The sequence below is a fragment of the Pseudomonas sp. LBUM1641 genome (assembly GCF_059716235.1).
This window is the reverse complement of record NZ_CP166815.1, coordinates 3,524,415-3,548,351: the sequence shown is the minus strand read 5'-3', so window position 1 is coordinate 3,548,351 and position 23,937 is coordinate 3,524,415. Positions and strand designations below refer to the sequence as shown.

Here is a 23,937-nt window from a genome sequence, read left to right as displayed (position 1 = left end):
TAAGTTCGATCACTCGCCCCTTTTGAAGGCGAAAGAAAACTGACACAACCTGAAATCATTCGTCCAGCGGTTTTTATCCAAGGAAAAAGTTGGGCTGACGAACAAAACCTGCAAACATTGGCAAATAGCGCTTTATAAAATTCCAGCTATTTAAATATTAAATACTCCTAAAGACATTTGCTGAGGAATGGATCCAAAGTATTGCTTGAGGTGCACTAAGAAAGTGTCACCGTGTCATTACTAGTATTGAATGGCCACTACTTAAGTGTTTGTCCCGTATTACCGGGACAAGACTTAGTTTAATTATTGCGCGCGCCAGCCTGTTTGACGCAATGCTTGCAGGAGTATCTGCGAATCCAGCCCCGGCACTCGCACACCGTCGTCGGTGAGCATATCTTCCCCGGCCACTATCGCATTAATGATCGCTTCCTCGACCACCTCCGCCGCCGCGCTGAACAAGGGCGAAATATGGTCGTTATTGACCATTTGCAGCGACGTGCTAAGGGGCAGGCCCTTGCGCCCGTAGTCGGCCACCGGCAAATCCTGATTGCCGGTGGCGAACGCGAGGAACAGGTCCCCGCTGGAGTCCTCGGTACCACCGCCCGTGCGCGCAATGCCGATGGACGCCCGTTGGGCCAGGCGCTGGCACTGATGGGGCAACAGTGGCGCATCGGTGGCGATGATCACCACGATGGAGCCCATGCCGGGCGTACCGCGATCGGCAAACGGTGACGGGATTTCCATCAGTTGCCGACCTACGGGGTAGCCGTCCACCCGCAATTCCTGGCGCTTGCCATGGTTGGCCTGCACCAGCACACCGACGGTCCAGCCACCCTGCTCCGCCGACAAACGCCGCGAGGCCGTGCCAATCCCGCCCTTGAACTCATGGCAGATCATTCCGGTGCCGCCGCCCACGGCGCCCTCCGCCACGGGGCCGGATTCGGCGTTGGCCAACGCCTCGCGCACATGCTCCGGGCCGACGTGCTGGCCCCAGATGTCGTTGAGCAAGCCGTCGTAGGTCTCCATCACCACCGGCATGCACCAGTACACCGCCGGGTCTGCCAGGCTTTCGCGCTCCAGGGCAATCAGGGTGTCGCGTACCACGCCGATGCTGTGGGTGTTGGTGATCGCCAGTGGCGTGGTCAGCAGGCCCGACTCGGCGATCCACTCAAGCCCCGTGGCGTCGCCATTGCCGTTGAGCACGTGGTAGCCGGCAAAACACGGCTGATACCGCGCGGCACCGGCCCGGGGCTGGATGGCCGTGACGCCGGTCCGTACCTGTTTGCCATTGATGCGGGTCTTGATCGTGCTGTGGCCGACCCGAACCCCTGGAACGTCGGTGATGGCATTCAACTCACCGGGCGTGCCCAGCCCCAACGTGATGCCCAATTGACGTGCGCGCATAACCACTCCTTACAATTTCTGAAACGCCGGACTCAACCGGCCACTGATGCAATACAGGATCACCGACAGTGCCAACAGGCCGATGATAATCATGATGTCCCGAACCGAAGCGGCCATCGCCAGGGTTACCAACAGGTAGCCGGCCCCCAGTACCGCCAGCAATGCCGGCGCTGGCCACAACGGCATGCGATACGGATGCTCGCGGTCACGCAGCAGCACCCGGCTCATCAACGCGCTCAACGCCACGATCAGGTACACCAGCATGATCAGCAACACGCTGAAGGACGTCAGGTCCGCCAGGTTCGAGCTGAAGCTGAGCAACGCCGAAGGGATTGCCAGGAACAGCGTAGCCAACCACGGTGAATCCCAGCGTGGGTGGATCCGGGTGAACAGTTTATTGATGGTGGGCGTCCACAGCGCGTCGCGACCGCTGCTGAACACGACCCGACCAATCTGAATAACGATGGCGACAATCGCATTGAACACTGACAGGAAAATCCCGGCACTCACCAACCGCGACAAGGTTTCATTGCCGTGGCTGGTCAGCAGGTAGCCGATCGGGTCGGGACTGCTGATCATCGCGCTGAGGGATGGCGCACCGATCAACAATGCGGTGATCGGCACCAGTTCGATGACCACCACCAGGCCCAGGGACCACAACACCGCCTTGTGCACGCCCTTGCCGCCGCACTTCATGTCTTCCGCCAGCAACACTGCCGGGCCATAGCCATTGAAGGAGAACAGGCCAATGCCCACCGCGCCGATCACCAGCGCCCAGGGCGCCAGGTGCAGCACGCCGTTCTCGACGATTTGCGGTTGCAGCAGCACGCTGGCCGGCTGCACCGGGTTGCCGAAGCCGATAAACACGATCACCAGCAACGCCGCCACTTCCAATAGCAGGCAGGTGCCGGTGATCCAGGCATTCAGCTTGATATTCAGAATGCCCAGGGCGTAGCTGCACACCACGATGACCAGGGCCACGGTTTGTGAGTCGAATTTTGTGCCGAGGGCGTTATTCAGGTAAGTCGCCGCGCCGGTGGCCAGCACCGGCGGGATAAACAGCAACATCACCAATACCGTGAGGAACGTCGCATAACCGGCCATGCCGCCGAACACCCGCTTGGCGTACACGTACTCACCACCAGCACTGTTGTGGGCGCGGCCCAGTTCGGCGTAGCAAAAGGCGAACATCAGCGCGAGCAAGGCGGCCATCACAAAGGCCAGGAACACCCCGCTGCCGGCCTGCTGGATGGCAAAGGGCGCAATCACGAATACTGAACTGGCCGGGGTCACCGCCGAGACGGTGATGGCTACCACGTCGAACACACTCAAGGTGGGTTTCAGCACGCCGTCGGGCGTGGAAGGAGCACTCATATCGTTATCCTCTTGATTGTTCTTGGTTTGAGGCAGAAACGAAAAGGTGAAGCGGCGCGGGGTATGTTCCCCGCTGACTGACGGCAAACTTAAACGCTGCGGGTAAGGCGGCCAATTCCCCTATTGGAGTACTCCCCTTGACGGCAACCGGCAAAAGTCGAACCCTTGCGGCCTGAATCCTTTGCGTGGAGCTGCACATGAGCCTGTTCAGTGAAGTCGGCATGCACGCAGGCCTGGGACGCACCGTCGCACAGATCGGCACCCGGCGTTTCTGGAAACAACTGGTGCTGTTGTTGCACCAATGCGTGCCCTTCGACAATGCCCTGGCGATCTTCTACCCCGTCGACGGCCCGCCCCAGGCGCTGGAGGAGTACGACGCGCAACCGAGCAGCAAGCCGGCGTCGATGCTGGTTTACCTCAATGGCTTGTACTTGCTGGACCCGTTTTTCCAGGCGTGCCGCGAAGGCTATGCCAGTGGCGTGTACCGCCTTGAAGAAGTGGCGCCGGATCATTTTCGCCAGAGTGAGTACTTCCTCAATTACTTCCACGACAACGTGTTGGAAGACGAGGTGCAGTTCATCCTGCAATTACCGGGTGCGGGCACGTTGTCGCTGTCGTTGGGGATGCAGCGGTTGTTTACCGGCGAGGAAACCGGGTTGATGACCACGCTGGCGGCCTGGGTGTTGCCGTTGATGCAGCAGCATTGGCAGCAGAGCACACAGCGGGTAGCCGCGCCTGCCGAGATGGCCAGCCAGATCCGGGATGCGCTGAGTCATTTTGGCTGTGGGGTGTTGTCGGAGCGGGAGCTGGAAATTGCGCGGTTGGTGTTGCGTGGGTTTTCGTCAAAAGCCATGGCCGAACGGCTGAATATCTCGCCGGATACGGTCAAGGTTCATCGTCGGCACCTGTATGCCAAGCTGGATATCTCGTCGCAACCGGAGTTGTTTTCGTTGTTTATCCAGTCGTTGGGGCATGACTTGGAGAATCCTTAATTCCGCGGTGTGGCTACGCAGCCTCGCTTGGGCTCGACAGCTGCTACGGAGGTGAGATCGCGGCGTAGCCACCAAACATCCCAAAGCGAATCACCCCCCCACCTCACGGCGTAGCAGCTGTCGAGCCCCAGCGAGGCTGCGTGAGGCCCTCAAAGCCACCAAACATCCCAAAGCGGATAATCATGCACGCGCCTCACCAACCCCGCGCGAATCGGATTACACACCACGTAACGGGCGAAATCCTTCAAATCCTCCTCACGCCGAACACCCCTATCGTGATACCCCTTTTGCCAAAGCCGGCCCCTGCGCCCAAGCGCACGATTGACCGTCAAACTGCTGCAGGACTTTATCCGGCACATCAACTCGGCCAACGACTTGTCACGCAACTGGACCAGCCAGTGAAAATGATCCGGCATCACCACAAACGCGAGTGAGTTCGCCCATTGATCTTCATGTGCCTGCCGAAACTCCTTTACGAGCAACCGCCCAAGCCGCCAATCACTGAAGATCGGCAAACGCCGGTCGACCACAGCGGTCAACAGGTACACCCCGCCAACCTCTGACGCCCTGCCAATCCGCAATCGTCCAGACTTGTTTGATACAGGCATTCCTTGCCTCCAAATCAACATTAGGAGGCGTGGAATTTAGAAGGCGCAGCACCTGAAGGCAGTCATTGATGAGCGACCAAATATTGCCAATCAACGCCCGGTACGCTGGAGAGTCCGTAGGCAAGGGCATGTGAGCGACGCGGCGGGCCGGCCCCGCCGGTTCTCAATCACTCTTGAGTTTTCAACCAGTAAATCAGGTCGACTGTGGTTCGCCCCGACAGTGTTAACTGAATACGACCGTTAACGCTGTTATCCCTATCATTTTGGTGATACGTGACTGTGCCGCTTTGGGTCGGAATTTCTTCTCCAGTAGGCCCGGCATAACTGGCGTAGACATCTCCGTCACCAATTGTGTATTCGGTCTTTTGGGCATTGGGTTTTATCAATCTGACTTCGATGCCCTCCCTGTTGAAGGGATCTCCCGGGGTTGGATCCGCAAATTCGTTATCTACGCCGAAAAAACGCACCGCGCCGGGTTGGCGATCAAGATAAAGAAACTTCGCCTTGAAATCATGTGGGTCAACGCCGCTGGTGATTTCACCTTTGACTTCTCCACTGGCTTCGTTCTGCGGGTTCGTTCTTTCAAATACCTTTGGCTCATTGGTTGACATGGCTCTCTCCTTGATCGGGTTAGAGCCATATCAATAGCATCAATTCGACAACCTTTAACCTGTCATAAATGACAGTCTAAAAAGCAATGCTTTGTCGCGAAATCATCTCTGAAGAATCAACGCCCGGTACGAATGGTGTTCCACACCCGTGTACGAATCCGGTCGATGTTCAGCGGCATCGCTTCCAGGGCAAACAACTTGCCCATCATTTCCGGGCTTGGGTACACCTTGGTGTCGCTCTTGATCGCCGGGTCTACCAGGCTGTCTGCCGCAGTGTTGCCGTTGGCGTAGTGCACGTAGTTGGTGATGCTGGCCATCACTTCCGGGCGCAGCAGGTAGTTCATGAACGCATAGCCGGCTTTTTCATCCGGGGCATCGGCGGGCATGGCGACCATGTCGAACCAGATGGCGGCGCCTTCCTTGGGAATGTTGTAGCCGATGTTCACGCCGTTCTTGGCTTCCTTGGCGCGGCTTTCGGCCTGGAGGATGTCGCCGGAGAAGCCGACGGCTACGCAGATGTCGCCGTTGGCCAGGTCGGCGGTGTATTTCGATGAGTGGAAGTACGCCACGTACGGCCGCACTTTCATCAGCAGGTCCTCGGCCTTTTTGTAGTCTTCAGCCTTCTTGCTGTGGTGCGGCAGGCCCAGGTAGTTGAGGGCCGCTGGCAGCAGTTCCGGCCCGTTGTCGAGGATCGCCACGCCGCATTTCTGCAGTTTCTGCATGTTCTCGGGCTTGAAGATCAGGTCCCAGGAATCCACCGGGGCGTTGTCGCCGAGTACCGCCTTGACCTTGTCGATGTTGTAGCCGATGCCGGTGCTGCCCCACAGGTACGGGAAACCGTGGGCGTTGCCCGGGTCGTTGTTTTCCAGGGCCTTGAGCAGCACCGGGTTGAGGTTCTTCCAGTTGGGCAACTGGCTCTTGTCGAGCTTCTTCAGCGCCCCGCCCTGTATCTGCCGGGCCATGAAGTGGTTGGAGGGGAACACCACGTCGTAGCCGGATTTGCCGGTCATCAACTTGCCGTCGAGGGTTTCGTTGCTGTCGTACACGTCGTAGGTGAAGCCGATCCCGGTTTCTTTCTGGAAATTCTTGGTGGTGTCGGGGGCGATATAGTCCGACCAGTTGTAGATCTTCACCGTCTCGGCGGCTTGGCTGAGGGTGGCGACAAATACCAGCGGCAACAGGGCAATGGGTCTCATGGTTCGATTTCCTGGCGGTTTTAGGGCTGTTTTTATGGCAGGCGATCAAAGATCAAAGAATCAGAGGATCAGTACATAGGTCTTGCGCACGGTTTCCTGGATATCCCAGATACCCGTGCTGTTGGCCGGCAACATCAGTGCATCGCCGGCTTCTATGTGGAGCATTTCTCCGTTGTCGGGGGTGAAGGTGCAGCGTCCCTGGATAAAGTGGCAAAACTCCTGGGCTTTGATCTGCCGGCGCCAGCGCCCGGGCGTGCATTCCCAGATGCCGGTTTCGACGCCGTCGCTACGCTCCACGCTCAAGGTCGAGGCCACCGCCACCGGCGTGCCCAGCGGCACGGCAACGGGGGAAGAGTCCGGTAAATGGGCGCTGAGTGTGTCTTTGAACTGGGTAATGCTCATGTTCATACCTGTGGTGATTGAAACGACTTAGTGCATGAAACCTTCCATGAACCCGGCAACCCCGCTGGCCAGCTTGCGGCGCCACGGCGCGGTGTTGGGGTTGGCCAACACCTGGTCCTCATGGACAAAGCTGCGAATGATCGCGTTGTAGCCCAGCCAGCGACAGGGTTCCGGTTCCCAGGCCTTGAGCCCGTCCAGCCGGCCCGGCTGAATGACCCATGGCTGCGTGACCAGCGGCGTGTCGAGCCCCAGGATCAAGTCGGCCAAGGTACGCCCGCCCAGGTTGCTGGCCCCTACTCCCTCGCCGCCATAACCACCGGCCAGGGCGATGCCCGCCGCGTGATCGCACAGCATGTGCGGCTTGAAGCGCCGGGACATGCCGAGGTTGCCGCCCCAGGCGTGGGTGATCCGGACTTTCTTGAGTTGCGGGAACAGTTCACCGAACAGGTAGCGGCGCAGTTCGACTTCGCTGTCGGTGAGGTCGAAGTTGTGCCGCAGCTTGCCGGCAAACTGATAACCACCACGGGCGCCGAACACCAGGCGATTGTCCGCCGAGCGCTGGCCGTAGGTGACCTGGCGGCTGCTTTCGCCGAAGGCCTGGCCACGGTTCAGGCCGATTTCGTCCCAGGTGCTGGCGGGCAACGGTTCGGTGGCGACAATCAGGCTTTGTACCGGCAACTGATAGCGGCCCAAAGGCGCCAATGTGGTGGCATACCCTTCCACCGCCGGCACCACCCATGACGCGCGTACTGAAGCTTTAGCCGTGCGCAGGCTGCCGGACTGCCAATGGGTGACGGGGCTGTTTTCATAGATCGTGACGCCCATCTGCTCCACCACCCGCGCCAGGCCACGCACCAGCTTGGCCGGGTGAATCGTGGCAACGTGGGGTGCATAGATGCCGCCATAAGGCTTGGCAATGCGGATTTGCTCGGCCAACTGCTGCGGGCCGAGCCAACGGTAGTCGTCGTCGGTCAGGCCCTGAGCGTGGAGTTTGGCCAAGTAGGCCCGCAGGCTGGTTTCCTGCTCGGGATAACGCGCGGCGCAGTACAGCACGCCGCCCTTGCGGTAGTCACAGTCGATGCCTTCGCGCTCGATCACCTGGGCCACTTCATCGGGAATGGCGTGCAGCAGGTCGAACGAGGCCCGGCGCTGCTCCGGGGACAAGCCGGCCAGCAACCGGTCTTCCCCCAGCAGGTTACCCATCAGCCAGCCGCCGTTACGGCCCGAGGCGCCGAACCCGGCGGTTTGCGCCTCGATGATGGCGATTTTCAGCTCGGGCGCCTGGCGCTTCAGGTAGTACGCAGTCCACAGCCCGGTGTAGCCGGCGCCGATAATGGCCACGTTGACGTCCAGGTCGTGCTCCAGGGACGCGCGCGCCACCAGCGGCTCGTCCAGCTGGTCCATCCATAAACTGATATTGCGCCATGCAGGCATGCCAAGCTCCACCACCACACTTCGATGGCAGTGATCCTAGAGCCTGGCCTCAGGGGCTGTCTTGCGCGCGTGCACGCAGGGAAATTTGTTTGACGTAGGCCTTGGGCGACTGGCCGGTGTGCTGGCGAAAGCAGCTGTAGAAGGCCGACGTCGAATTGAAGCCAGCGGCAAACGCCAGATCGTCGATGCGGATCGGCGGCGTGGCCTTGTCCAGTGCGGCCAGCAAATGCTGGAGTCGCGCCTGGTTGACGTAGCGGTAAAAGCTTTGGCCCAGCACCTGGTTCAGCAGGTAGGAGATCTGGTTGCGGCTGTACCCGCACTCCTTCGCCACCCGTTGCAGATCCAGCTCGGGGTCCAGATAGGGTTGCTGGCGCTCGAAGTACTGCTGCAGGTCCTTGGCCATGTAACTCAGTTGCTGGGGCGACAGGCCCAGGCGGCTGACGGTGGGGCGCGTGGTCTCGCTGCGGCTGGCAGATTGTTCGTGCACCAGCGAGGCGTATTCGTTGACCCGCCAGATCAGGCCGTCACGCACGGTGATGGCTTCGCTTGTACGAAACGACACCAGGCCCTGGCCGCCCCGCAAGGTGATGCGGTACTGGATGAACGCGGTGTCGCCGTCGGCGCGGATGCGGTCGGTGTGCTCGATGGCCTCGTCGGCGCCACGGGGCATGCTGGCTTGCAGGTACTCGCGCAGATCGTCTGCGCCCACTACGCGGTTCTGGAAGAAATCGTGGTACTGGATGTCCGGGTGGTAATACGACATCACGCCGTCCAGGTCCCGGTGTTTCCAGCACAGATGGTGACGCAGCACTAACTCACCAGTGGCTTGGGTCTGCTGGGAATCATCCGGGATGAAGTCGGGCATGGAGCGCTCTAAGGCTGGGACAGCCTGCGAGCTTGCCCAACTTTCCGGGTGGGTTCAATGGCCATTTGACAGTTACGCCTAATGGCCTTTCGCCCATTTCCACGTAGTACATGACCTACGTCAAACTTCCTGAAAACAACCGCCGAACGGAACGAAAAAACTCCCATGCAGAATGCGAACGAATGCTATTTTTAAAGCTCACGACGGCCAGGACCAGTGACGGTCATGGCGCCCCTGCAGCGAGCTAAAGGAAGCGCTCAATGAACAAGGTGGGCAAGATGAACAAAGTGACATTCCCCAACGCCTGCCAGCTGATGCGCTGGCATTTTCATCCACTGGGCTTTGAGGCGAGCATGGATGCTCCCGGCAGCATGATCGCCCGACTGTTCGACCGGGCCAGCGGAGAAACCCTGATTGCGATCGCCGGCATTCCTTGTGCCACGGTGATGAATGCCGCTGATGTGGAGCGGATCATCGAGGCCGTAGAGGATGAGCTGGAGTCGTTTGTGCCGCCGCTGTCGCTGCGGGTTTGATCTGGTGTGGCGAGGGAGCTTGCTCCCGCTGGGCTGCGTAGCAGCCCCAAAATTCTAGGAGCGCTGCGCACTCCAGCGGGAGCAAGCTCCCTCGCCACGTGATTCAACGTCACCCTTTATGATTTGCTGATGCGCTGATCATCAAAAAACGGCTTGTCCCCGGCAACCCGATCCGAGGCCTTCGGCACATTCACCCCTTGGCCATCCTGCGCGTCGACATACCAGTAGCAATGACTCACTGCCCGGGTGATGCCCACGTAGGCCAGGCGTAGCACTTCGTCTTTTTGCGCGCTGTCGTAAGCGTCGGTATCGCCATCCTTGCCCAGGCCCGCCATGCGGTAGACCTGGTTCTTGTACGGCGAACTGGTCAAGTGCTGGCAGTCGCCCAGCAGGAATACCGCATCCGCTTGCAGACCCTTGGCGCTGTGATAGGTCAGTTGCTTCAGACGGCGATCGCCATACGGCAAGCTAGAATCCAGATTAACTACAGCCTGAATATGCTCTTGCATCAATGACTTATCGCTACTTTTTCGATACAGCATTAATACCGAATCACCTTTTTGATAGTGCGCCAGCAGTTGCTGGCCCAGCGCCGCATCGTCACGATCACGCACGCTGACCGGCACCAGTTCCTTCGCGGTTCCACTGGCCTTGGCTTTCTTGCCGCTGATGGCCGGAGCAGCACGCACGATGTGCTCGGCAGCATCAATAACGTGCTGATGGCTACGGTAATTCTCGCCCAGCATCACCCGCGTGGTGGTGGGTGACGGGAATTCCTTGTTGAACTCCATGAAGTACTTTGGCGAGCTGCCCCGCCAGCCATAGATCGACTGCCAGTCATCCCCCACGCACAACAGCGAAGAACGCTGGGCGCCACGGCCTACGTGCATGGCCGGGCCACGGCTGCGAATTTCCCGCAGGCTGGCACGGATCCACGAGACGATCTGCGGCGACACGTCCTGGAACTCGTCGATCATCAGGTGCGACATCGGCCGAAGCAGGCTGTCGCTCAGGAGCTTGAGGTTTTCCGGGGTGTTTTCGCCAAACAGCGAGAACATCCGGTTGTAGGTCATGACCGGTGGCGATTGATCCAGCAAGTGGTCTTCCAGGGCTTTCCAGAAAATGCTCAGCGCCTCGAAGTAAAAACGGTCTGGATCGTCCTTGGCAAAGCTCATCTTGCCCACGGCGGTGGGCACATCCAGCCCCAGGTTCTCGATAAACCCGGCGGCGGCGACAAAGCTGTCCAGCAGTGGCGTCGAAGCCAGCTCGCCCTTGACCTTGTAATCGAAGCCCGGGCCCGCTGTTGCATCGCCGGCCAAGCTGCTCAGAAGACGCCTGGATGACTGATAGTTGTCCAGCCATATCAGCGGCTTACGGCAGAAAGCTTGAAACAGGGTGCGCTTTACCGCCCACTCTGCACGCACGGACAGCTTGGCGCCGGGACGACTGGTTTGGGCATTTTCCCGAGGGTCGAAGCCCAGCACTACCCAGGCATCCAGCTCGGCAATGTAGCCATGGCAATGAAACTGCGCACCGTTGATATCGAAGGTCTGGCGATTGGGCTCGATGCCCTTGATCGGCCAGGCGCCGGCGCGAAACCACAGGTCTTCGATCACATCACAGAGTTCTTCATCGCGCTTGGCGGCCAGCTCGGTAACGGCCACGCGTTTCTGCACGTCAGGATGATCCCGCTCAAGCTCCTTGAGTTGCAGGGCGTGGCGCGCCAACGGGGCAATCAGTTCGCGGAAGCGTTCGTGACGGCCATGCAGCTGGTGGTAGCAGGCATTCAGTTGCTGGCGCTGGACGTCGTTGATCCGCAATTCAAAGGGGTTGCTGTCGGCCTCATCAAAACCCGCTTCGGTACGCGCGTTGAGGTTCTCAAACGCCTGCAGTCGCTCCAGGCCCGGCAGGCTGCGGACCATCGGCAGAATGCGCGAGTGAAAGGTGCGCACCACGGCTTGAGCTTCTTTCATACCAAGGGGTTGACCCCACAAGGCGAGAATTTCCATGAGCTTGTTGATGAAGTCCTTGCGGGATTCGCGGGTGAAGGTCACCACCGTCATCGAGCTCAGCTCAAAGCCCAGGTAATGGGTCAGCAGCAGGATACGCAGCACCAGCGAGGTGGATTTACCGGCGCCGGCGCCGGCAATTACCGAGGTGGACGGCGTGTCGCTGAAGATCATCTTCCACTGGGCCGTGCTCGGCTGGGCATGGGCTGGCAGCAGGCGCGCCACATCGGCCTTGATACGTTTTTTCAGCTCGGTGGTCAGCGGCAGGCGCCAATCGTCGAACAAGCTGTCGTCGACACCCGGCGCGGTGTGTCCATCCGGCCGGAAGTCACGGATCAGCAGGACTTGGCGGCCTTCTTCGATACCCTCTGCCTTGCCTTCCTTATAGCCATACTCCACGCCGGCCGTGTGGCCACTTCGAAAGCCATCGGCCTGGCCATGCAACCAGGAAAACCGGTGCTGGGCACGCAAGCGCGTCAGGCCATGTCCGAATAATCGGGCGGCGAGCCGTTTCAACAGGGGCATTTCGGCCAGTGGCCGCAGTTCGGGAGGCAGATCGGGGGTGTGTTGCGGCACGCGGACTCCTGCGAGGCTTTAACTCGGACTAGAGCGCTATGTTCGCCGCAAATGCCCCTCAGTTCCAGCCAATTGCTTTGGGCTCATGCAGTTAGGCGATGAAGTGAAGATACGTCTTGAGCATCGGCATCGAAGCATTCGATAGGAATCCTGCATTTTTTACGCTTTTTATCGAATGGGTGCTGCTGGATCATGGCTCCCATCCACAGGAGACGATCATGCTTGAACTTCGACCTTTCAACACCCTGGGCGGCGCCAATCACGGTTGGCTGGACGCTCACCACCACTTTTCCTTTGCCGAGTACCACGACCCCAAGCGCATGCACTGGGGCAACCTGCGGGTATGGAACGACGACCTCATTGCACCGGGCACCGGCTTCCCGCAACACGCGCACCGGGACATGGAAATCATCACCTATGTGCGTGAAGGCGCCATCAGCCATGCCGACAACCTGGGCAATAAGGGCCGTACCGAGGCCGGCGACGTACAAGTAATGAGTGCCGGCACCGGGATCGCCCACAGCGAATACAACCTGGAAGCCACGCCGACCAAGATTTTCCAGATATGGATTATTCCCAATGAGGCGGGTTTGCCGCCGTCGTGGGGCGCCAAGCCGTTTCCGAAGGGTGACCGCGAAGGTTTTGTGACCCTGGCCAGTGGCAAGGCTGGCGACAGCGAAAGCCTGCGCATTCGTGCGGATGCACGGCTTGTAGCGGCCAATTTGAAAGCTGGTGAAAGTGCCGAGTATCGGCTGGACAGCGGACGCCGGGCGTACCTGGTGCCGGCGACCGGGGTGATTGAAGTCAACGGCTTGCGTGCACAAGCTCGAGACGGTGTGGCGGTTGAGGATGAGCAGGTATTGCGGGTAACGGCGATTGAAGACAGCGAGATCGTGTTGGTCGACCTCGCCTGACGCTAAACACCCCTGTAGGAGCGAGCTTGCTCGCGAAAAACTAAAGAGCGCCGCGTGTTTTCAGAAAGCCCGCGTCATCGTTAAAGTCCTTCGCGAGCAAGCTCGCTCCTACAGTTGTTACGGCTCTAGCCAGCCGAGATCGCCCCGTCCACCAACACCTGCGCCTCTTCCACCAGCTGCTTGAGGTGATCCTCGCCGATAAAGCTCTCGGCATAGATCTTGTAGATGTCCTCAGTACCCGATGGCCGTGCGGCAAACCAGCCGTTTTCAGTCATCACTTTCAGCCCGCCAATCGCCTGGTCGTTACCCGGCGCGTGGCTGAGGATCTGCTGGATGCTTTCCCCCGCCAACTGCGTGGACGTCACCTGGTCCGGCGACAGCTTGCCCAGCAAGGCTTTCTGCGCCGGGGTGGCCTTGGCATCCACACGAATGGCGAACGGCTCACCCAACGCGTCAGTCAGCCCACGGTAGATCTGGCTCGGGTCCTGGCCTTTGCGGGACGTCATCTCTGCGGCCAGCAGCGCCGGGATCAAGCCATCCTTGTCGGTGCTCCACACGCTGCCATCTTTGCGCAGGAACGACGCACCGGCGCTTTCTTCACCGCCAAAACCGAGGGAGCCGTCGAACAGGCCGTCGGCAAACCACTTGAAACCCACCGGCACTTCGTACAGGCGGCGGCCAATGCGCTTGGCCACGCGATCAATCAAGCCGCTGCTGACCACGGTCTTGCCAACGGCAGCATCAGCACGCCATTCGGGGCGGTTCTGGAACAGATAATCAATAGACACCGCGAGGTAGTTGTTCGGCGCGAGCAAGCCGCCGGATGGCGTCACGATGCCGTGGCGGTCGTGGTCCGGGTCGCAGGCGAAGGCCACGTCGTAACGGTCCTTGAGGCCGATCAAGCCTTGCATGGCGTAGCTGGAGGACGGGTCCATGCGGATCTGGCCGTCCCAGTCGACGCTCATGAAGCGGAAGGTGGAATCGACTTCGGTGTTCACCACATTCAGGTTCAGGCGATGGTGCTCGGCAATGGCCGACCAGTAGCGCACCCCTGCTCCGCCCAGCGGATCGACGCCCAGGCGCAGGCCAGCGCTGCGGATCGCATCAAAGTCGATGACGTTGACCAGGTCGGCCACATAGGTATTCAGGTAGTCGTGACGATGAGTGGTGTCGGCCTTCAGCGCCTGGGCGTGGGGAATTCGCTTGACCCCGGCCAGCTTGTTGGCCAGTAGTTCGTTGGCCTTGGCTTCGATCCACTTGGTGATGTGGGTATCGGCGGGGCCGCCATTCGGCGGGTTGTACTTGTAGCCGCCGCTTTGCGGTGGGTTGTGGGACGGCGTGATCACGATGCCGTCGGCCAGGCCGCTGGTGCGGCCACGGTTGTAGCAAATAATGGCGTGGGAAATCGCCGGTGTCGGGGTGTACTCGTCGCCCTCGGCCAACATCACGTGTACGCCATTGGCGGCCAGCACTTCCAGCGCGCTGGCGCCGGCTGGGGTGGACAGTGCGTGGGTGTCCAGGCCGACAAACAACGGGCCGTTGATGCCTTGGGCTTCACGGTAAAGGCAAATGGCCTGGCTGATGGCAAGCACGTGCCACTCGTTGAAGCTCAGGTCGAACGAGCTGCCGCGGTGCCCGGAGGTACCAAAGGCGACGCGCTGGGTGGAGATCGCTGCATCAGGCTGGCCGGTGTAATAGGCCGTTACCAGTCGCGGGATGTCTACCAGTAGTTGAGCTGGTGCCGGCTTGCCCGCAAAAGGACTGAGAGTCATGCATAAACCTCTGAAAGAGAAGGATTCGGAAAAAAGTGCAGTTTACTGAGAGTTGGACTGCTCCGCGACGTTATAAATCCTACAACAATCAGGGAAATTTCATTCGGCGCCGGTCTGTGTCTGCCTCAGCGCCTGAGCCAGCTCACCCAGGGCGTTCTCCAGGTTATGCGCCCCGTCGAAGGTATGGCTCAGCCGCAAATGCTGGCGGTGCAGGCCACTGACACTGAACAACTCACCCGGCGCGATCACCACCTGCCGGCCGAGCAGGCGCTGGAACACCTGGCGCATGTCCACCGCCGCCGTTGAGCGCAACCAGAAGGTGGCGCCAGCGGCAGGCATTTGGTAGCTCACTTGATCCCCCAGATGCTCGTCCAGGCGCAGGCTCATCAGCCGGGCCTGCTCTTTGAGTTGCGGGCGTAACTCCCGCAGATGCTGGTCGATCCGCCCGCTCAGGTAGAGCCGCGCAATAGCCCGCTGGCGGATAGAGGACAACCGGAACTCGCGCAGCAGGAACAGGCGTTGCAGCTCGCCGCTCAAGTGGCGGGACAGCAAATAACCAAACGGCGCTTCAGGCCCGAGCACTTTCTCGAAGGTGGAAAACACCATCAGCCGCTCGGGGTTCGCCAGGTCCCGCAAGGCAGTGGCTGGCTGCTCGAAGCCCAGTTCGCCATGGCTGTCATTTTCTAACAACCAACAGCCATGCTGGTTCAGCAACCGTACCAAATGCAGGCGGTCATGAGTGGACAGGACGATGCCTGACGGCAGGCTGACGCACGAAGAGAGCAGCACCAGTTGAACCGGTTCATTGCTGAGCAATTGCTCGAGCAACCCTTGATCCAGGCCGCCGTCCGCCGTGAACGGCAGTTCCAGGACCTTCACGCCCGCGCCCTGCAACAACCGCAGAATCAACCAGTCACAGGGAGATTCCACAATAACGGCAGCACCCTTGAGCCCCAGCACCTCAATCAGGATCTCCAGCACTCCGCGCAGGTCGGCGCCGATGTACACCTCATCCGCCTGCCAGCAGCGGGTTGGAGACGAGGTGTAGCGTGCCGCGAGTGCCGCGCGCAATTCCCAGACGCCGCACGGCTGCGACCATGGCTGCAGATGGCGCGGGTAGTGACGCAACAGTTCGCGCTCCAGCAACAACAACGCACCGTCCAGAGACGCCCCCAGTGCCGGTTCATCGGCGCTGAGCACCAGCATGCCGGGGCGTCGTGCACTGGCATAGAGGCGCTCCAGCAGGTCACCACTGCTATTGGGCGGCTTATTCAACACCGGCCAGGCGTAATAACCCGACTTGGCCACCGAATAGACCCGCCCTTCCTTCTCCAGCAACGAGTAAGCGTATTGGATGGTCGAGATCGACACATTCAGGCGCTGAGACAATTGCCGCAATGACGGCAATTTTACCCGGGCGTCGGTGCCGACCTCACTGATGAGGTTGATCATGTAGCGATACACCGCCTGGTAAGCGAAGTCGGTCTGGCTGTCGTCCTTGAGGTTCATCGCTGTTTACCCGCCGTCACCCCCTCAACGCCCTGCCAGTTGGCGGGTTGCCAGGGCAGGCGCTTCTTGCTGCGGCGCTGCAGCCCCACATGGCGCCGCTGTGGCAGGCCGCTTGCGATACAGATGTTGCAACAGGTTGATCGGCAGCCCGCTGATGTCGATCGCCCATTGCATAAGCATCTCGGCCACCGGCTTGCCTTGCAGCGCCTTGTGCAGCTCGGGCAGTGCCACCAGCATGCCGGGGTGGCACTGGCGCAAAAAGCTTTCGAGACGCTCGCCATGACGGATAAACGGCGAAAACATCAGGCAGTTCAGCTGGTTTTCATCCAGCCCGAACAGCGTCTGGGCGTAGTCGGCCGACAAGGCGCGTCCATCCTGGGTGCCGGCCTGGGTGATCAGATGCTCGGGAATCTGCTTGCGCCGCATAAACAGCGTGGCCTGCTGCACATAGCCCAAGGCGCCCTCTTCATAGCTCAGTTCCCGCAGGCACTCTGCCTGCAGGCCGCGCAGGTGGGCCATCAGCAATGGGTTCGCGTAGGTCGGATGGCTGAAATGAAAGCCAAACTCGTCCGGCTGATAAGCCAGGAACTGGCGCAACAACGGGCCGGACGGGTATTCGACGGCTTCCATCAGGTCTGCAATACCGATGTAGGCCAGGGGACGGTCGGTGTCCTTGTCGGACGCATCGACGGCGACATAGTGCTCGCCGTAGACATCGGCGTAATAAGCGCTGCTCCACTCGTCCATGCGCGCGAATAACCCGCTGAGCACCAAAGGCTGCCGCGCCGGAATCGCTGCACCTGCCGCCAGCGCGGCCTTCTTCAACCACGCCAGGTACTCGCGTTGCTTGCGCGGGGAATCACCGCTGACCATCGCGTGCACGCCGCCGTCCCACGTGCTCACGCGCTGATAGAAGTCGCCGAGGGCCAGGTAGGCGTCGTTGCACAGGGTTTGGCGCAGGTCTCCCGAAGTCAGGTGCCCCACCATCAGCATGTTGCGCCGACTGGTATCACGCGCCATCGCGGAAGCCGGTCGCAGGTGGTTGAACGGCAACACTTCCTGGTTTTCCACCATCAGCAGTTCCACACGCGGATCGTCATGCACAAACAGCGCGCTGTAGCCGCGATGCAAGGTGTCCAGCGCCGTTTGCGTCATGCCGGCGTGGCGCAGTGTGGCGACGCGCAGTTGAAAGGTGCGAGGCGCCCGGCCCGCGAGTGTCAGTTGCGCCGCACGCAGCAAGGTCAAGGCGTAGCTGCTGCCAGCGCCAGCGCCGTGAGCGACCAGCACCTTGTATTCACCGATCCGCTCCATGCCGCCTGCCGCCACCACGATTCGTTGAATCAATAATTGAAGCGAGGTGCGTTCTGTTCGAGAAAAATGTCCAACCAAGCGTTGTAATACTTGTTGATAGACATAGTTCATGGCTTGTTCGTGAATAGCGCTCATAGTTCTACTACCTGAGTTGAAATATCAGTGTCGGGCAACCGTTAACTAACGGTGTCTGCCTGACTGTTGTTTCTGTAGGGGCGTTGCAACATGTGACATTCAATGGAGATTAGCACCGCGCCGTGCCTGCCAATGGGCGCTTCGGGGCTTCCAGTCCCGGAAACGCGCCACGCTTCGGGGCGGCGGAGCTAACGCCAGCTGTCTTAGGAATGTTCTGACAACTTCCTACACTGTCTTAACTTACAAACTAAAGAAGCATCTGACGCAACCAACTTAGATAATGGTTTTTCGCCAGAGCGGGCATACAGCGCTTTATTGGATTTAATGAACGCATGGGGTGACTTCAGATATTCAATCATTGCTCAATCCTTGAGATGAAAGTGAGGGAGCAATTATCAGCGCTTGAATCCTGATTAACAGATACAGAACCGGGACTGAAACCAGTTCAGATGAGCGCGGGCATCGGGTATCGCCCCCCCAGACACGACAACGCCGCACTGGGATTCAGGGCGGCGTGAGGGGCAGCAAAGTGATTTATCGGGCTAAAACGCTGAAGTCCCGATTAAAACGGTGGGCAGGTTTAATCCTGTCAAATGGCGCATTTGCCCCATGCGCCCGGGGGAAGGAATACTCGCTTAAGAATATTCCCACACATCAAACAGCTTCTACCTGCAAGGCTACGCGTTCACGGCACGGGCATTCGTCCATATAACGGTGTGCTTCGACGAACTGGCTGAACGGAAACACCGTGGTCTTCAGCGGAACCAGCACCTTGTCGGCGGTCAATTGGTTGATGTCACGCAAGGCTCGCTGCAAGGCCACCTGATCCTGGATGATGCCCAGTTCCGGTTTGCCGGTGAAGTTGCCGATGCAGTGCACAAAGAACTGGATGTTCTTCTGGAACGCCGCGCAGGCCGGAAATGGCGTCTGGTTGCCACCTTGCAAGCCGTACAGCACCAGGCTGCCACGGGGCGCCAACACATCGCCCAGCAGCGACATCTGTGGGCCACCCAAGCCATCGAACACCACGTCAACGCCGCGGTTGTCGGTGAACTTGTTGATTTGCATCAGCAGGTCCTGCTCTTCGGTGACGATGACCTTTTCTGCCCCGAGGGACAGCAGGTATTCGCGCTCATCGCTGGTCTTGGTCGCGGCAATCACCCGCACACCCAGGGCTTTACCCAGTTGCACAAACGATGGGCCGGCACAGTGGCTGGCGTCCGTCACCAGAGCAAATTGCCCGGGCTTGACCCGCGCCAGGTCCATGTACGCAAAGTACGCAATCAGCAGCGGCGTGTAGTGCACGCTGGCTTCAATCGGGCTCAAGACGTCCGGGTAACGGGTCAAGGCCGAACGGGGCAGGACGATTTGTTCGCCATACACCGGGTAATCATTCGGGCTCTCGGCCGGGAAGCTGGCGACCTTGTCACCCACCGCCAGGTCGTCGACGCCCTCGCCTACGGCCACCACCACACCGGCCATTTCATGGCCCAGGCCTGATGGCAGGCGGGCATGGGACGACGCCAGGTTCTGGCGCCACAGAATGTCGTACCAGCTGATGCCAATCGCTTCGACGCGCACCTGCACTTCGCCCGATGCGGGCTTAGCGGCTGCATGCTCTTCGCATTTGAGCACCTCGGCCGGACCAAACTTGTGAAAACGGATCGTGCGGGACATCGCAAACCTCGTCAAAGTAACCTCTATTGCCATGAACTCTATCTGGGCTTTCGGAGCAAGGCCACCGGTCGCCATTAATAGTCGACATGTCTGTCATTGATTCCGCACATACGGAAAACGCACCAAGCCATGTAGGAAAACTGAATTAGCCGGTGCAGAGTACCAGCCTTTCCCCGTAAGATTCATGCCGGTCATTGTTCTTATATGACCGCTCCCGTCAAGTTTACTGACGCCGCCTGGGACACAAGATGAACCGTAACGACCTGCGTCGTGTCGACCTCAACCTGTTGATCGTATTCGAAACCTTGATGCATGAGCGCAGTGTGACCCGCGCTGCCGAGAAATTGTTCCTGGGCCAGCCGGCCATCAGCGCGGCGTTGTCACGCCTGCGCGGCCTGTTCGACGACCCGCTGTTCGTGCGTACCGGGCGCAGCATGGAGCCTTCGGCCCGTGCGGTAGAAATCTTCGCCCTGCTCTCCCCTGCCCTGGACTCGATTTCCACGGCCGTCAGCCGCGCATCGGAGTTCGACCCGGCCACCAGCACCGCCGTATTCCGCATCGGCCTGTCGGACGACGTCGAATTCGCCCTGCTGCCACTGCTGCTCAAGCGCCTGCGGGCCGAAGCCCCCGGCATCGTGCTGGTGGTGCGTCGCGTCAACTACATCCTGATGCCCGGCCTGCTGGCCTCCGGGGAAATCTCGATTGGCGTGAGCTACACCACCGATTTGCCGGCCAACGCCAAGCGCAAGGTCCTGCGCCGCAGCAAGCCGATGCTGCTGCGGGCCGACAGCATGCCGGGTTCCATGAGCCTGGATGACTTCTGCGCCCGGCCCCATGCCCTGGTGTCGTTCGCCGGGGATTTGAGCGGGTTTCTGGATGAAGAGCTGGAGAAACTGGGCCGCAAGCGCCATGTGGTGCTGGCTGTGCCGCAGTTCAATGGATTGGGGACGTTGCTGGCGGGGACCGATATTGTCGCGACCGTGCCGGACTATGCCGCTGAAGCGTTGACCTCAGCGGGTGGGTTGCGGGCGGAGGAGCCGCCGTTGCCGGTGCGTACGTTTGAGTTGCACATGGCGTGGCGTGGGTCTCAGGACAATGATCCGGGGGAACGGTGGTTGCGGTCGCGGATTCAGATGTTTTTTGGGGATCCGGACAGCCTCTGACCCATGACTTAACCATCCGTAGAACGTGTCACAGCCTCCCACTGATCGATATCCCGCAGGGATTGCAGCAGTTTTTCCCGCACATAACCCAGCGCATCACTGCCCAGCAGCAAATGCGCCGGTGGGTGGTCGCTGGCAATCAGCGTCAACATCGCCTGCGCGGCTTTTTGTGGGTCACCCAATTGATGGCCGCTTTTTTCTTCCCGCGCCTTGCGCACCGGATCAAAGCTCGCATCGTAGTCGGCAATGCTGCGGGGCGTGCGCTGCATGGACCGTCCGGCCCAATCGGTACGAAACGAACCCGGCGCCACGGCAGTGACAAAGATGTTGAACGGCTTGAGTTCTTTGCTCAGGGTGTCGGAGATGCCTTCCAGCGCGAACTTGCTCCCGCAGTAGTAGGCGATACCCGGCATGGTGATGGTGCCGCCCATGGACGTGATGTTGAGGATGTGCCCTCGACGGCGCTGGCGGAAGTACGGCACGAAGGCCTTGGTCACGGCAACGGCGCCGAACACGTTGACGTCGAACTGACGGCGCATGTCCTCCAGCGGCGACTCTTCAAAAATCCCCTCATGGCCGTAACCCGCATTGTTCACCAGGACGTCCACCGGGCCGAAGCGGGTCTCCACCTCGGCGACGACGCTGTCGATCCGCTCAAAGTCCGTGACGTCCAGAATTACGCCATGGGCGCGTTCCGCCGATAACGCTTCGAACGCCTGCAGGGCCGTTTCATTGCGCACGGTCCCGATGACACGGTGGCCGGCAGCCAATGCCTCTGCTGCCAGTGCCTTGCCAAAGCCGCTGCTGATGCCGGTGATGAACAGTGTTTTTTGAGTACTCATGAGAAATGGCTCTCGGTGGATGTGCCCCCATGGTAGTCAGGTAAGCACTGTCGACCTATGCCGGTAACTCTATGAGGTTTGCCTATTCCTATTAGCCTCGGGGAGCCTCAATCACGTTCACCTGCTCCGCCAGCAACACCGGCAATTGCACCAGCAAAAACGCGACCCACGTGCGCACCTTGGCATCCAAAAAACGCCTCGACGGATACACCGCGAAAATGCTGCGCTCCCTTAGCCGATAGTCGGGCAACAGCCGCACCAGCGAACCTTCCCGCAGTGCCGTGCTTGCACTGAAAAACGGCAACAAACTGACGCCCATTCCTTCCTGCGTCGCCTTGACCATCGCATCCGCCACGTTGGTCCTGAAGGTGTCCCCCGGCGCAATCGCAACCTCGCCCTCTTCACCCTTGAACACCCAGGCATCCTCCTGGAAATCCTGAAGGTGCAAACGTCGGTGCTGCATCAGTTGCAGCGGACTCTCGGGCACGCCGTATCTGGCCAGATACCCCGGCGCCGCACACAGTACGCTGAACAACTGCCCCACCGTCTGGCTCACCAGCGCTGAATCCGGCAGTGAATGGGCGATGGAGATCACCACGTCGTGGCCCTCTTCAAGCGGGTCCGGGTTGTGCTGTGACAGGGTCAGCTCGATGGACACGTCCGGGTATTGCTCGCTGTAGCGGGCAATCAACGGGGTGATCAGCACGCCAAGCCCGCTCATACAATGCAGCCGCAACCGCCCGCGCGGGTTGAGGTGTGCGCCGCTGGCCTCCGCGGTGGCTTCCCTCACGTCCTCAAGAATGTCGCGACAGCGCAGCAGGAACCGCTCGCCTGAGTCGGTAAGGCTCAGGCGTCGGGTGGTGCGTTGCAACAGGCGGGTCTCAAGGTGTTTTTCCAGCTCGGCGATCAACCGCGACACGTGTGCGCCGGACATGTCCAGAGCCTCGGCCGCCGCAGCAAAGCTGCCTGTGTCGACAACCCGGGCAAACACCTGCATGCCATTGAGCAGATCCATCAGTGTTGCCCCTCGATTGCTACCTGATACGTACGAGTCATTCACCTGTTCCTGTCTTTATCCCGCTGTGGCAATCACTAAAATGAACCCTACTCACAGAGGGACTCATCATGACTATCAAATGGCTCAGCTTGATCCTGCTCTTCAGCGCTACCGGCGCCATGGCGGCCGGCAGCAGTGAAGCGCCGGATATCCAGCGCATTGTTTCACTCACACCCGTGCCCGGCAGTTGCCAGGTAGAACCGGCGACGATGGTTTATCTCGACAGCCAGGGCGTCAGCCACACCGTCAACTACCAGGTCATGGGTACGTGCCAGGGCGGGGTTTAAAGCAGCTTCCAGGTGTAACTGAGGATCAGCCGGTTCTCGTCGATATCGCCGCGGTAGTTTGAACGGGCCATGACGTTACGCACCCGAATGCCCAGGCCGCTCAGCGTGCCGCTTTGCACCACATAGCCGATATCCAGGTCGCGCTCGCGGTCCTTGCCTTCGTAACCGGCGCCGGTGGTCACGTTATTACCGGTGATATAGCGCACGGTGGTGGTCAGCCCCGGAATGCCCAACGCCGCGAAGTCGTAGTCGTACCGCGCTTGCCAGGAGCGTTCGTCGGTGTAGGCGAACTCGTAGGTGGGCACCTCGTTGCCCAGTGGCGAGATGTTGGCGAACACCCGTGGGAACGCACTGTCGCCGTACATGGCTTGATAGCCGACGTAGAAGATATGGCCGCCATGCTTGGCCGACAGCAGCGAGAAAAGCGCCTGGTTGTCGATCTTGCCGAGCAGTTTGTCGCCATCTTCCCGGGCATCGTAGTAGCCGAGGTTGGCGCCGAGTATCCAGTCGCCCATCGGCTGGCTGTGCTTGAGGCCCACAAAGTCCTGGCGGTAGATGTCCTTGAGTTGGCCATGCCAGTAGCTGACGCTGGTGCGGTTGGTGTTGAAGGCGTAGTCGCCGCCGACATAGTTGAACGCGTCACTTTCTGCGCCGCGTTGCGGCACATGGCCGAGCATGGCGATCATCTTCTCGTCGCCGGCTTCGTTGCGCAGGCTGGTGGTGGTCAAGTGCCCGGCCTGTAGCGTCAGGCCCGCGATTTCGCCGGAGCTGACACTCACGCCCTGGTAGCTGGGCGGCAACAGGCGAATGTCGCTGAAGGCCAATACCGGCAGGTTGGGTTGCAGTTCGCCAACCTTCAATTCGGTTTTGGAGAGTTTCGCCTTGAAGGTCAGGCCCAAACGGCTGTAATCGTCCGGGGCACTGCCATCGCCCTTGACCGGCAGCAAGCCGGTATTGGTCCGGTCCGGGCTGCTGTCGAGCTTGAGGCCCAGGGTGCCCAGGGCATCCAAACCAAAACCCACGGGCCCCGGGGTATAGCCGGATTTGTAGGTCAGGATAAAACCCTGGCCCCATTCCTGCGCCTTTGATTGCTTGTTGGCGCCCACGATGTCCGAAAAGTCGCGGCTGAAATAGTAATTGCGGGCCTGCAAGGTGGCTGTGGAGTCTGCGAAAAAACCACCCTCAGCCGCCGTCGCCGCAAGGGGCATGCCCAACAGGGACAGCCAGATACGTTGTGTATTCATGTCGTTGCTCTTAGTTATTGTT

General features: G+C 60.0%; 21 protein-coding genes. 5 read left to right on the top strand and 16 right to left on the bottom strand.

Features of this window, described 5'->3' with window-relative positions:
• Window positions 1-303: 303 nt before the first annotated feature.
• Window positions 304-1,404 carry a DmpA family aminopeptidase gene (locus ACA046_RS16155; protein WP_497674375.1) on the bottom strand — a complete coding sequence of 367 codons (1,101 nt, stop codon included), beginning with the start codon at window positions 1,402-1,404 and terminating at the stop codon, window positions 304-306.
• Window positions 1,405-1,413: 9 nt separating this feature from the next.
• The gene (locus ACA046_RS16150) at window positions 1,414-2,778 is read right to left on the bottom strand and encodes an APC family permease (RefSeq protein WP_497674374.1); all 1,365 of its coding nucleotides are present in this window, start codon (window positions 2,776-2,778) and stop codon (window positions 1,414-1,416) included.
• A gap of 197 nt (window positions 2,779-2,975) precedes the next feature.
• Between ACA046_RS16150 and ACA046_RS16145 the strand changes: the two genes are divergently transcribed.
• Window positions 2,976-3,770, top strand: coding sequence for a helix-turn-helix transcriptional regulator (locus ACA046_RS16145; RefSeq protein WP_497674373.1), 795 nt, complete (start codon window positions 2,976-2,978; stop codon window positions 3,768-3,770).
• A 149-nt stretch (window positions 3,771-3,919) separates the two neighbouring features.
• Here the strand turns inward: ACA046_RS16145 and ACA046_RS16140 are convergent, their stop codons facing one another.
• The 6 genes from ACA046_RS16140 to ACA046_RS16115 all read right to left on the bottom strand — a co-directional run bounded on the left by ACA046_RS16140 (window position 3,920) and on the right by ACA046_RS16115 (window position 8,886).
• Entirely contained in the window at window positions 3,920-4,378 is a 459-nt protein-coding gene (locus tag ACA046_RS16140) for an REP-associated tyrosine transposase (RefSeq protein ID WP_497674372.1), read from the bottom strand.
• Between the two features lie 167 nt (window positions 4,379-4,545).
• Complete coding sequence (locus tag ACA046_RS16135; protein ID WP_497677030.1) at window positions 4,546-4,989, bottom strand: hypothetical protein; 444 nt, start codon at window positions 4,987-4,989, stop codon at window positions 4,546-4,548.
• Between the two features lie 116 nt (window positions 4,990-5,105).
• The gene (locus ACA046_RS16130; RefSeq protein ID WP_404605639.1) at window positions 5,106-6,185 is read right to left on the bottom strand and encodes a polyamine ABC transporter substrate-binding protein; all 1,080 of its coding nucleotides are present in this window, start codon (window positions 6,183-6,185) and stop codon (window positions 5,106-5,108) included.
• A 60-nt stretch (window positions 6,186-6,245) separates the two neighbouring features.
• A complete protein-coding gene (locus ACA046_RS16125) occupies window positions 6,246-6,587 on the bottom strand; it encodes a cupin domain-containing protein (RefSeq protein WP_003217122.1) in 342 nt (113 codons plus the stop codon).
• A gap of 27 nt (window positions 6,588-6,614) precedes the next feature.
• On the bottom strand, window positions 6,615-8,021 hold the full coding sequence (locus ACA046_RS16120; protein ID WP_497677029.1) for an NAD(P)/FAD-dependent oxidoreductase: 1,407 nt from the start codon (window positions 8,019-8,021) through the stop codon (window positions 6,615-6,617).
• A gap of 49 nt (window positions 8,022-8,070) precedes the next feature.
• Window positions 8,071-8,886 carry a helix-turn-helix transcriptional regulator gene (locus tag ACA046_RS16115; protein ID WP_497677028.1) on the bottom strand — a complete coding sequence of 272 codons (816 nt, stop codon included), beginning with the start codon at window positions 8,884-8,886 and terminating at the stop codon, window positions 8,071-8,073.
• Between the two features lie 260 nt (window positions 8,887-9,146).
• On the opposite strand from ACA046_RS16115, the gene ACA046_RS16110 reads away from it, so the two are divergent.
• A complete protein-coding gene (locus tag ACA046_RS16110) occupies window positions 9,147-9,419 on the top strand; it encodes a DUF1652 domain-containing protein (protein WP_497677027.1) in 273 nt (90 codons plus the stop codon).
• 116 nt (window positions 9,420-9,535) lie between these two features.
• Here the strand turns inward: ACA046_RS16110 and ACA046_RS16105 are convergent, their stop codons facing one another.
• A complete protein-coding gene (locus ACA046_RS16105) occupies window positions 9,536-12,004 on the bottom strand; it encodes a UvrD-helicase domain-containing protein (protein WP_497677026.1) in 2,469 nt (822 codons plus the stop codon).
• A 218-nt stretch (window positions 12,005-12,222) separates the two neighbouring features.
• Here ACA046_RS16105 and ACA046_RS16100 point away from each other — a divergent pair, with 218 nt between their 5' ends.
• Complete coding sequence (locus tag ACA046_RS16100) at window positions 12,223-12,918, top strand: pirin family protein (protein ID WP_497677025.1); 696 nt, start codon at window positions 12,223-12,225, stop codon at window positions 12,916-12,918.
• Window positions 12,919-13,043: 125 nt separating this feature from the next.
• Here ACA046_RS16100 and pgm read toward each other — a convergent pair whose 3' ends face one another.
• The 4 genes from pgm to ACA046_RS16080 form a co-directional block, all read right to left on the bottom strand.
• The gene (gene pgm, locus ACA046_RS16095; protein ID WP_459020992.1) at window positions 13,044-14,690 is read right to left on the bottom strand and encodes a phosphoglucomutase (alpha-D-glucose-1,6-bisphosphate-dependent); all 1,647 of its coding nucleotides are present in this window, start codon (window positions 14,688-14,690) and stop codon (window positions 13,044-13,046) included.
• Window positions 14,691-14,789: 99 nt separating this feature from the next.
• Window positions 14,790-16,199: an aminotransferase-like domain-containing protein gene (locus tag ACA046_RS16090; protein ID WP_497677024.1), complete on the bottom strand. Its 1,410-nt coding sequence runs from the start codon at window positions 16,197-16,199 to the stop codon at window positions 14,790-14,792.
• A gap of 24 nt (window positions 16,200-16,223) precedes the next feature.
• On the bottom strand, window positions 16,224-17,645 hold the full coding sequence (locus tag ACA046_RS16085; RefSeq protein ID WP_497677023.1) for a hypothetical protein: 1,422 nt from the start codon (window positions 17,643-17,645) through the stop codon (window positions 16,224-16,226).
• Between the two features lie 654 nt (window positions 17,646-18,299).
• Window positions 18,300-19,322, bottom strand: a complete 1,023-nt coding sequence (locus ACA046_RS16080) for a zinc-dependent alcohol dehydrogenase family protein (protein WP_076013528.1) — start codon at window positions 19,320-19,322, stop codon at window positions 18,300-18,302.
• A gap of 248 nt (window positions 19,323-19,570) precedes the next feature.
• Here ACA046_RS16080 and ACA046_RS16075 point away from each other — a divergent pair, with 248 nt between their 5' ends.
• A complete protein-coding gene (locus ACA046_RS16075; RefSeq protein WP_003217142.1) occupies window positions 19,571-20,485 on the top strand; it encodes a LysR family transcriptional regulator in 915 nt (304 codons plus the stop codon).
• 8 nt (window positions 20,486-20,493) lie between these two features.
• Here the strand turns inward: ACA046_RS16075 and ACA046_RS16070 are convergent, their stop codons facing one another.
• Together ACA046_RS16070 and ACA046_RS16065 are read right to left on the bottom strand one after the other, a co-directional pair.
• Window positions 20,494-21,327 (bottom strand): oxidoreductase, encoded by an 834-nt coding sequence (locus ACA046_RS16070; protein WP_497677022.1) that lies wholly within the window; start codon window positions 21,325-21,327, stop codon window positions 20,494-20,496.
• A 91-nt stretch (window positions 21,328-21,418) separates the two neighbouring features.
• Complete coding sequence (locus ACA046_RS16065) at window positions 21,419-22,342, bottom strand: LysR family transcriptional regulator (protein WP_497677021.1); 924 nt, start codon at window positions 22,340-22,342, stop codon at window positions 21,419-21,421.
• Window positions 22,343-22,452: 110 nt separating this feature from the next.
• On the opposite strand from ACA046_RS16065, the gene ACA046_RS16060 reads away from it, so the two are divergent.
• Entirely contained in the window at window positions 22,453-22,671 is a 219-nt protein-coding gene (locus ACA046_RS16060; RefSeq protein ID WP_421552984.1) for a DUF2790 domain-containing protein, read from the top strand.
• Here ACA046_RS16060 and ACA046_RS16055 read toward each other — a convergent pair.
• Window positions 22,668-23,915: an OprD family porin gene (locus tag ACA046_RS16055; protein ID WP_497677020.1), complete on the bottom strand. Its 1,248-nt coding sequence runs from the start codon at window positions 23,913-23,915 to the stop codon at window positions 22,668-22,670. The two genes, ACA046_RS16060 and ACA046_RS16055, sit on opposite strands and share 4 nt — an antisense overlap.
• Window positions 23,916-23,937 lie beyond the last annotated feature (22 nt).

Excerpts from the sequence above, each read along its gene's own strand:
- ACA046_RS16155 (WP_497674375.1), bottom strand. The coding sequence starts at position 1,404 with ATGCGCGCACGTCAATTGGGCATCACGTTGGGGCTGGGCACGCCCGGT.
- ACA046_RS16150 (WP_497674374.1), bottom strand. The coding sequence starts at position 2,778 with ATGAGTGCTCCTTCCACGCCCGACGGCGTGCTGAAACCCACCTTGAGT.
- ACA046_RS16145 (WP_497674373.1), top strand. The coding sequence starts at position 2,976 with ATGAGCCTGTTCAGTGAAGTCGGCATGCACGCAGGCCTGGGACGCACC.
- ACA046_RS16140 (WP_497674372.1), bottom strand. The coding sequence starts at position 4,378 with ATGCCTGTATCAAACAAGTCTGGACGATTGCGGATTGGCAGGGCGTCA.
- ACA046_RS16135 (WP_497677030.1), bottom strand. The coding sequence starts at position 4,989 with ATGTCAACCAATGAGCCAAAGGTATTTGAAAGAACGAACCCGCAGAAC.
- ACA046_RS16130 (WP_404605639.1), bottom strand. The coding sequence starts at position 6,185 with ATGAGACCCATTGCCCTGTTGCCGCTGGTATTTGTCGCCACCCTCAGC.
- ACA046_RS16125 (WP_003217122.1), bottom strand. The coding sequence starts at position 6,587 with ATGAGCATTACCCAGTTCAAAGACACACTCAGCGCCCATTTACCGGAC.
- ACA046_RS16120 (WP_497677029.1), bottom strand. The coding sequence starts at position 8,021 with ATGCCTGCATGGCGCAATATCAGTTTATGGATGGACCAGCTGGACGAG.
- ACA046_RS16115 (WP_497677028.1), bottom strand. The coding sequence starts at position 8,886 with ATGCCCGACTTCATCCCGGATGATTCCCAGCAGACCCAAGCCACTGGT.
- ACA046_RS16110 (WP_497677027.1), top strand. The coding sequence starts at position 9,147 with ATGAACAAGGTGGGCAAGATGAACAAAGTGACATTCCCCAACGCCTGC.
- ACA046_RS16100 (WP_497677025.1), top strand. The coding sequence starts at position 12,223 with ATGCTTGAACTTCGACCTTTCAACACCCTGGGCGGCGCCAATCACGGT.
- pgm (WP_459020992.1), bottom strand. The coding sequence starts at position 14,690 with ATGACTCTCAGTCCTTTTGCGGGCAAGCCGGCACCAGCTCAACTACTG.
- ACA046_RS16090 (WP_497677024.1), bottom strand. The coding sequence starts at position 16,199 with ATGAACCTCAAGGACGACAGCCAGACCGACTTCGCTTACCAGGCGGTG.
- ACA046_RS16085 (WP_497677023.1), bottom strand. The coding sequence starts at position 17,645 with ATGAGCGCTATTCACGAACAAGCCATGAACTATGTCTATCAACAAGTA.
- ACA046_RS16080 (WP_076013528.1), bottom strand. The coding sequence starts at position 19,322 with ATGTCCCGCACGATCCGTTTTCACAAGTTTGGTCCGGCCGAGGTGCTC.
- ACA046_RS16075 (WP_003217142.1), top strand. The coding sequence starts at position 19,571 with ATGAACCGTAACGACCTGCGTCGTGTCGACCTCAACCTGTTGATCGTA.
- ACA046_RS16070 (WP_497677022.1), bottom strand. The coding sequence starts at position 21,327 with ATGAGTACTCAAAAAACACTGTTCATCACCGGCATCAGCAGCGGCTTT.
- ACA046_RS16065 (WP_497677021.1), bottom strand. The coding sequence starts at position 22,342 with ATGGATCTGCTCAATGGCATGCAGGTGTTTGCCCGGGTTGTCGACACA.
- ACA046_RS16060 (WP_421552984.1), top strand. The coding sequence starts at position 22,453 with ATGACTATCAAATGGCTCAGCTTGATCCTGCTCTTCAGCGCTACCGGC.
- ACA046_RS16055 (WP_497677020.1), bottom strand. The coding sequence starts at position 23,915 with ATGAATACACAACGTATCTGGCTGTCCCTGTTGGGCATGCCCCTTGCG.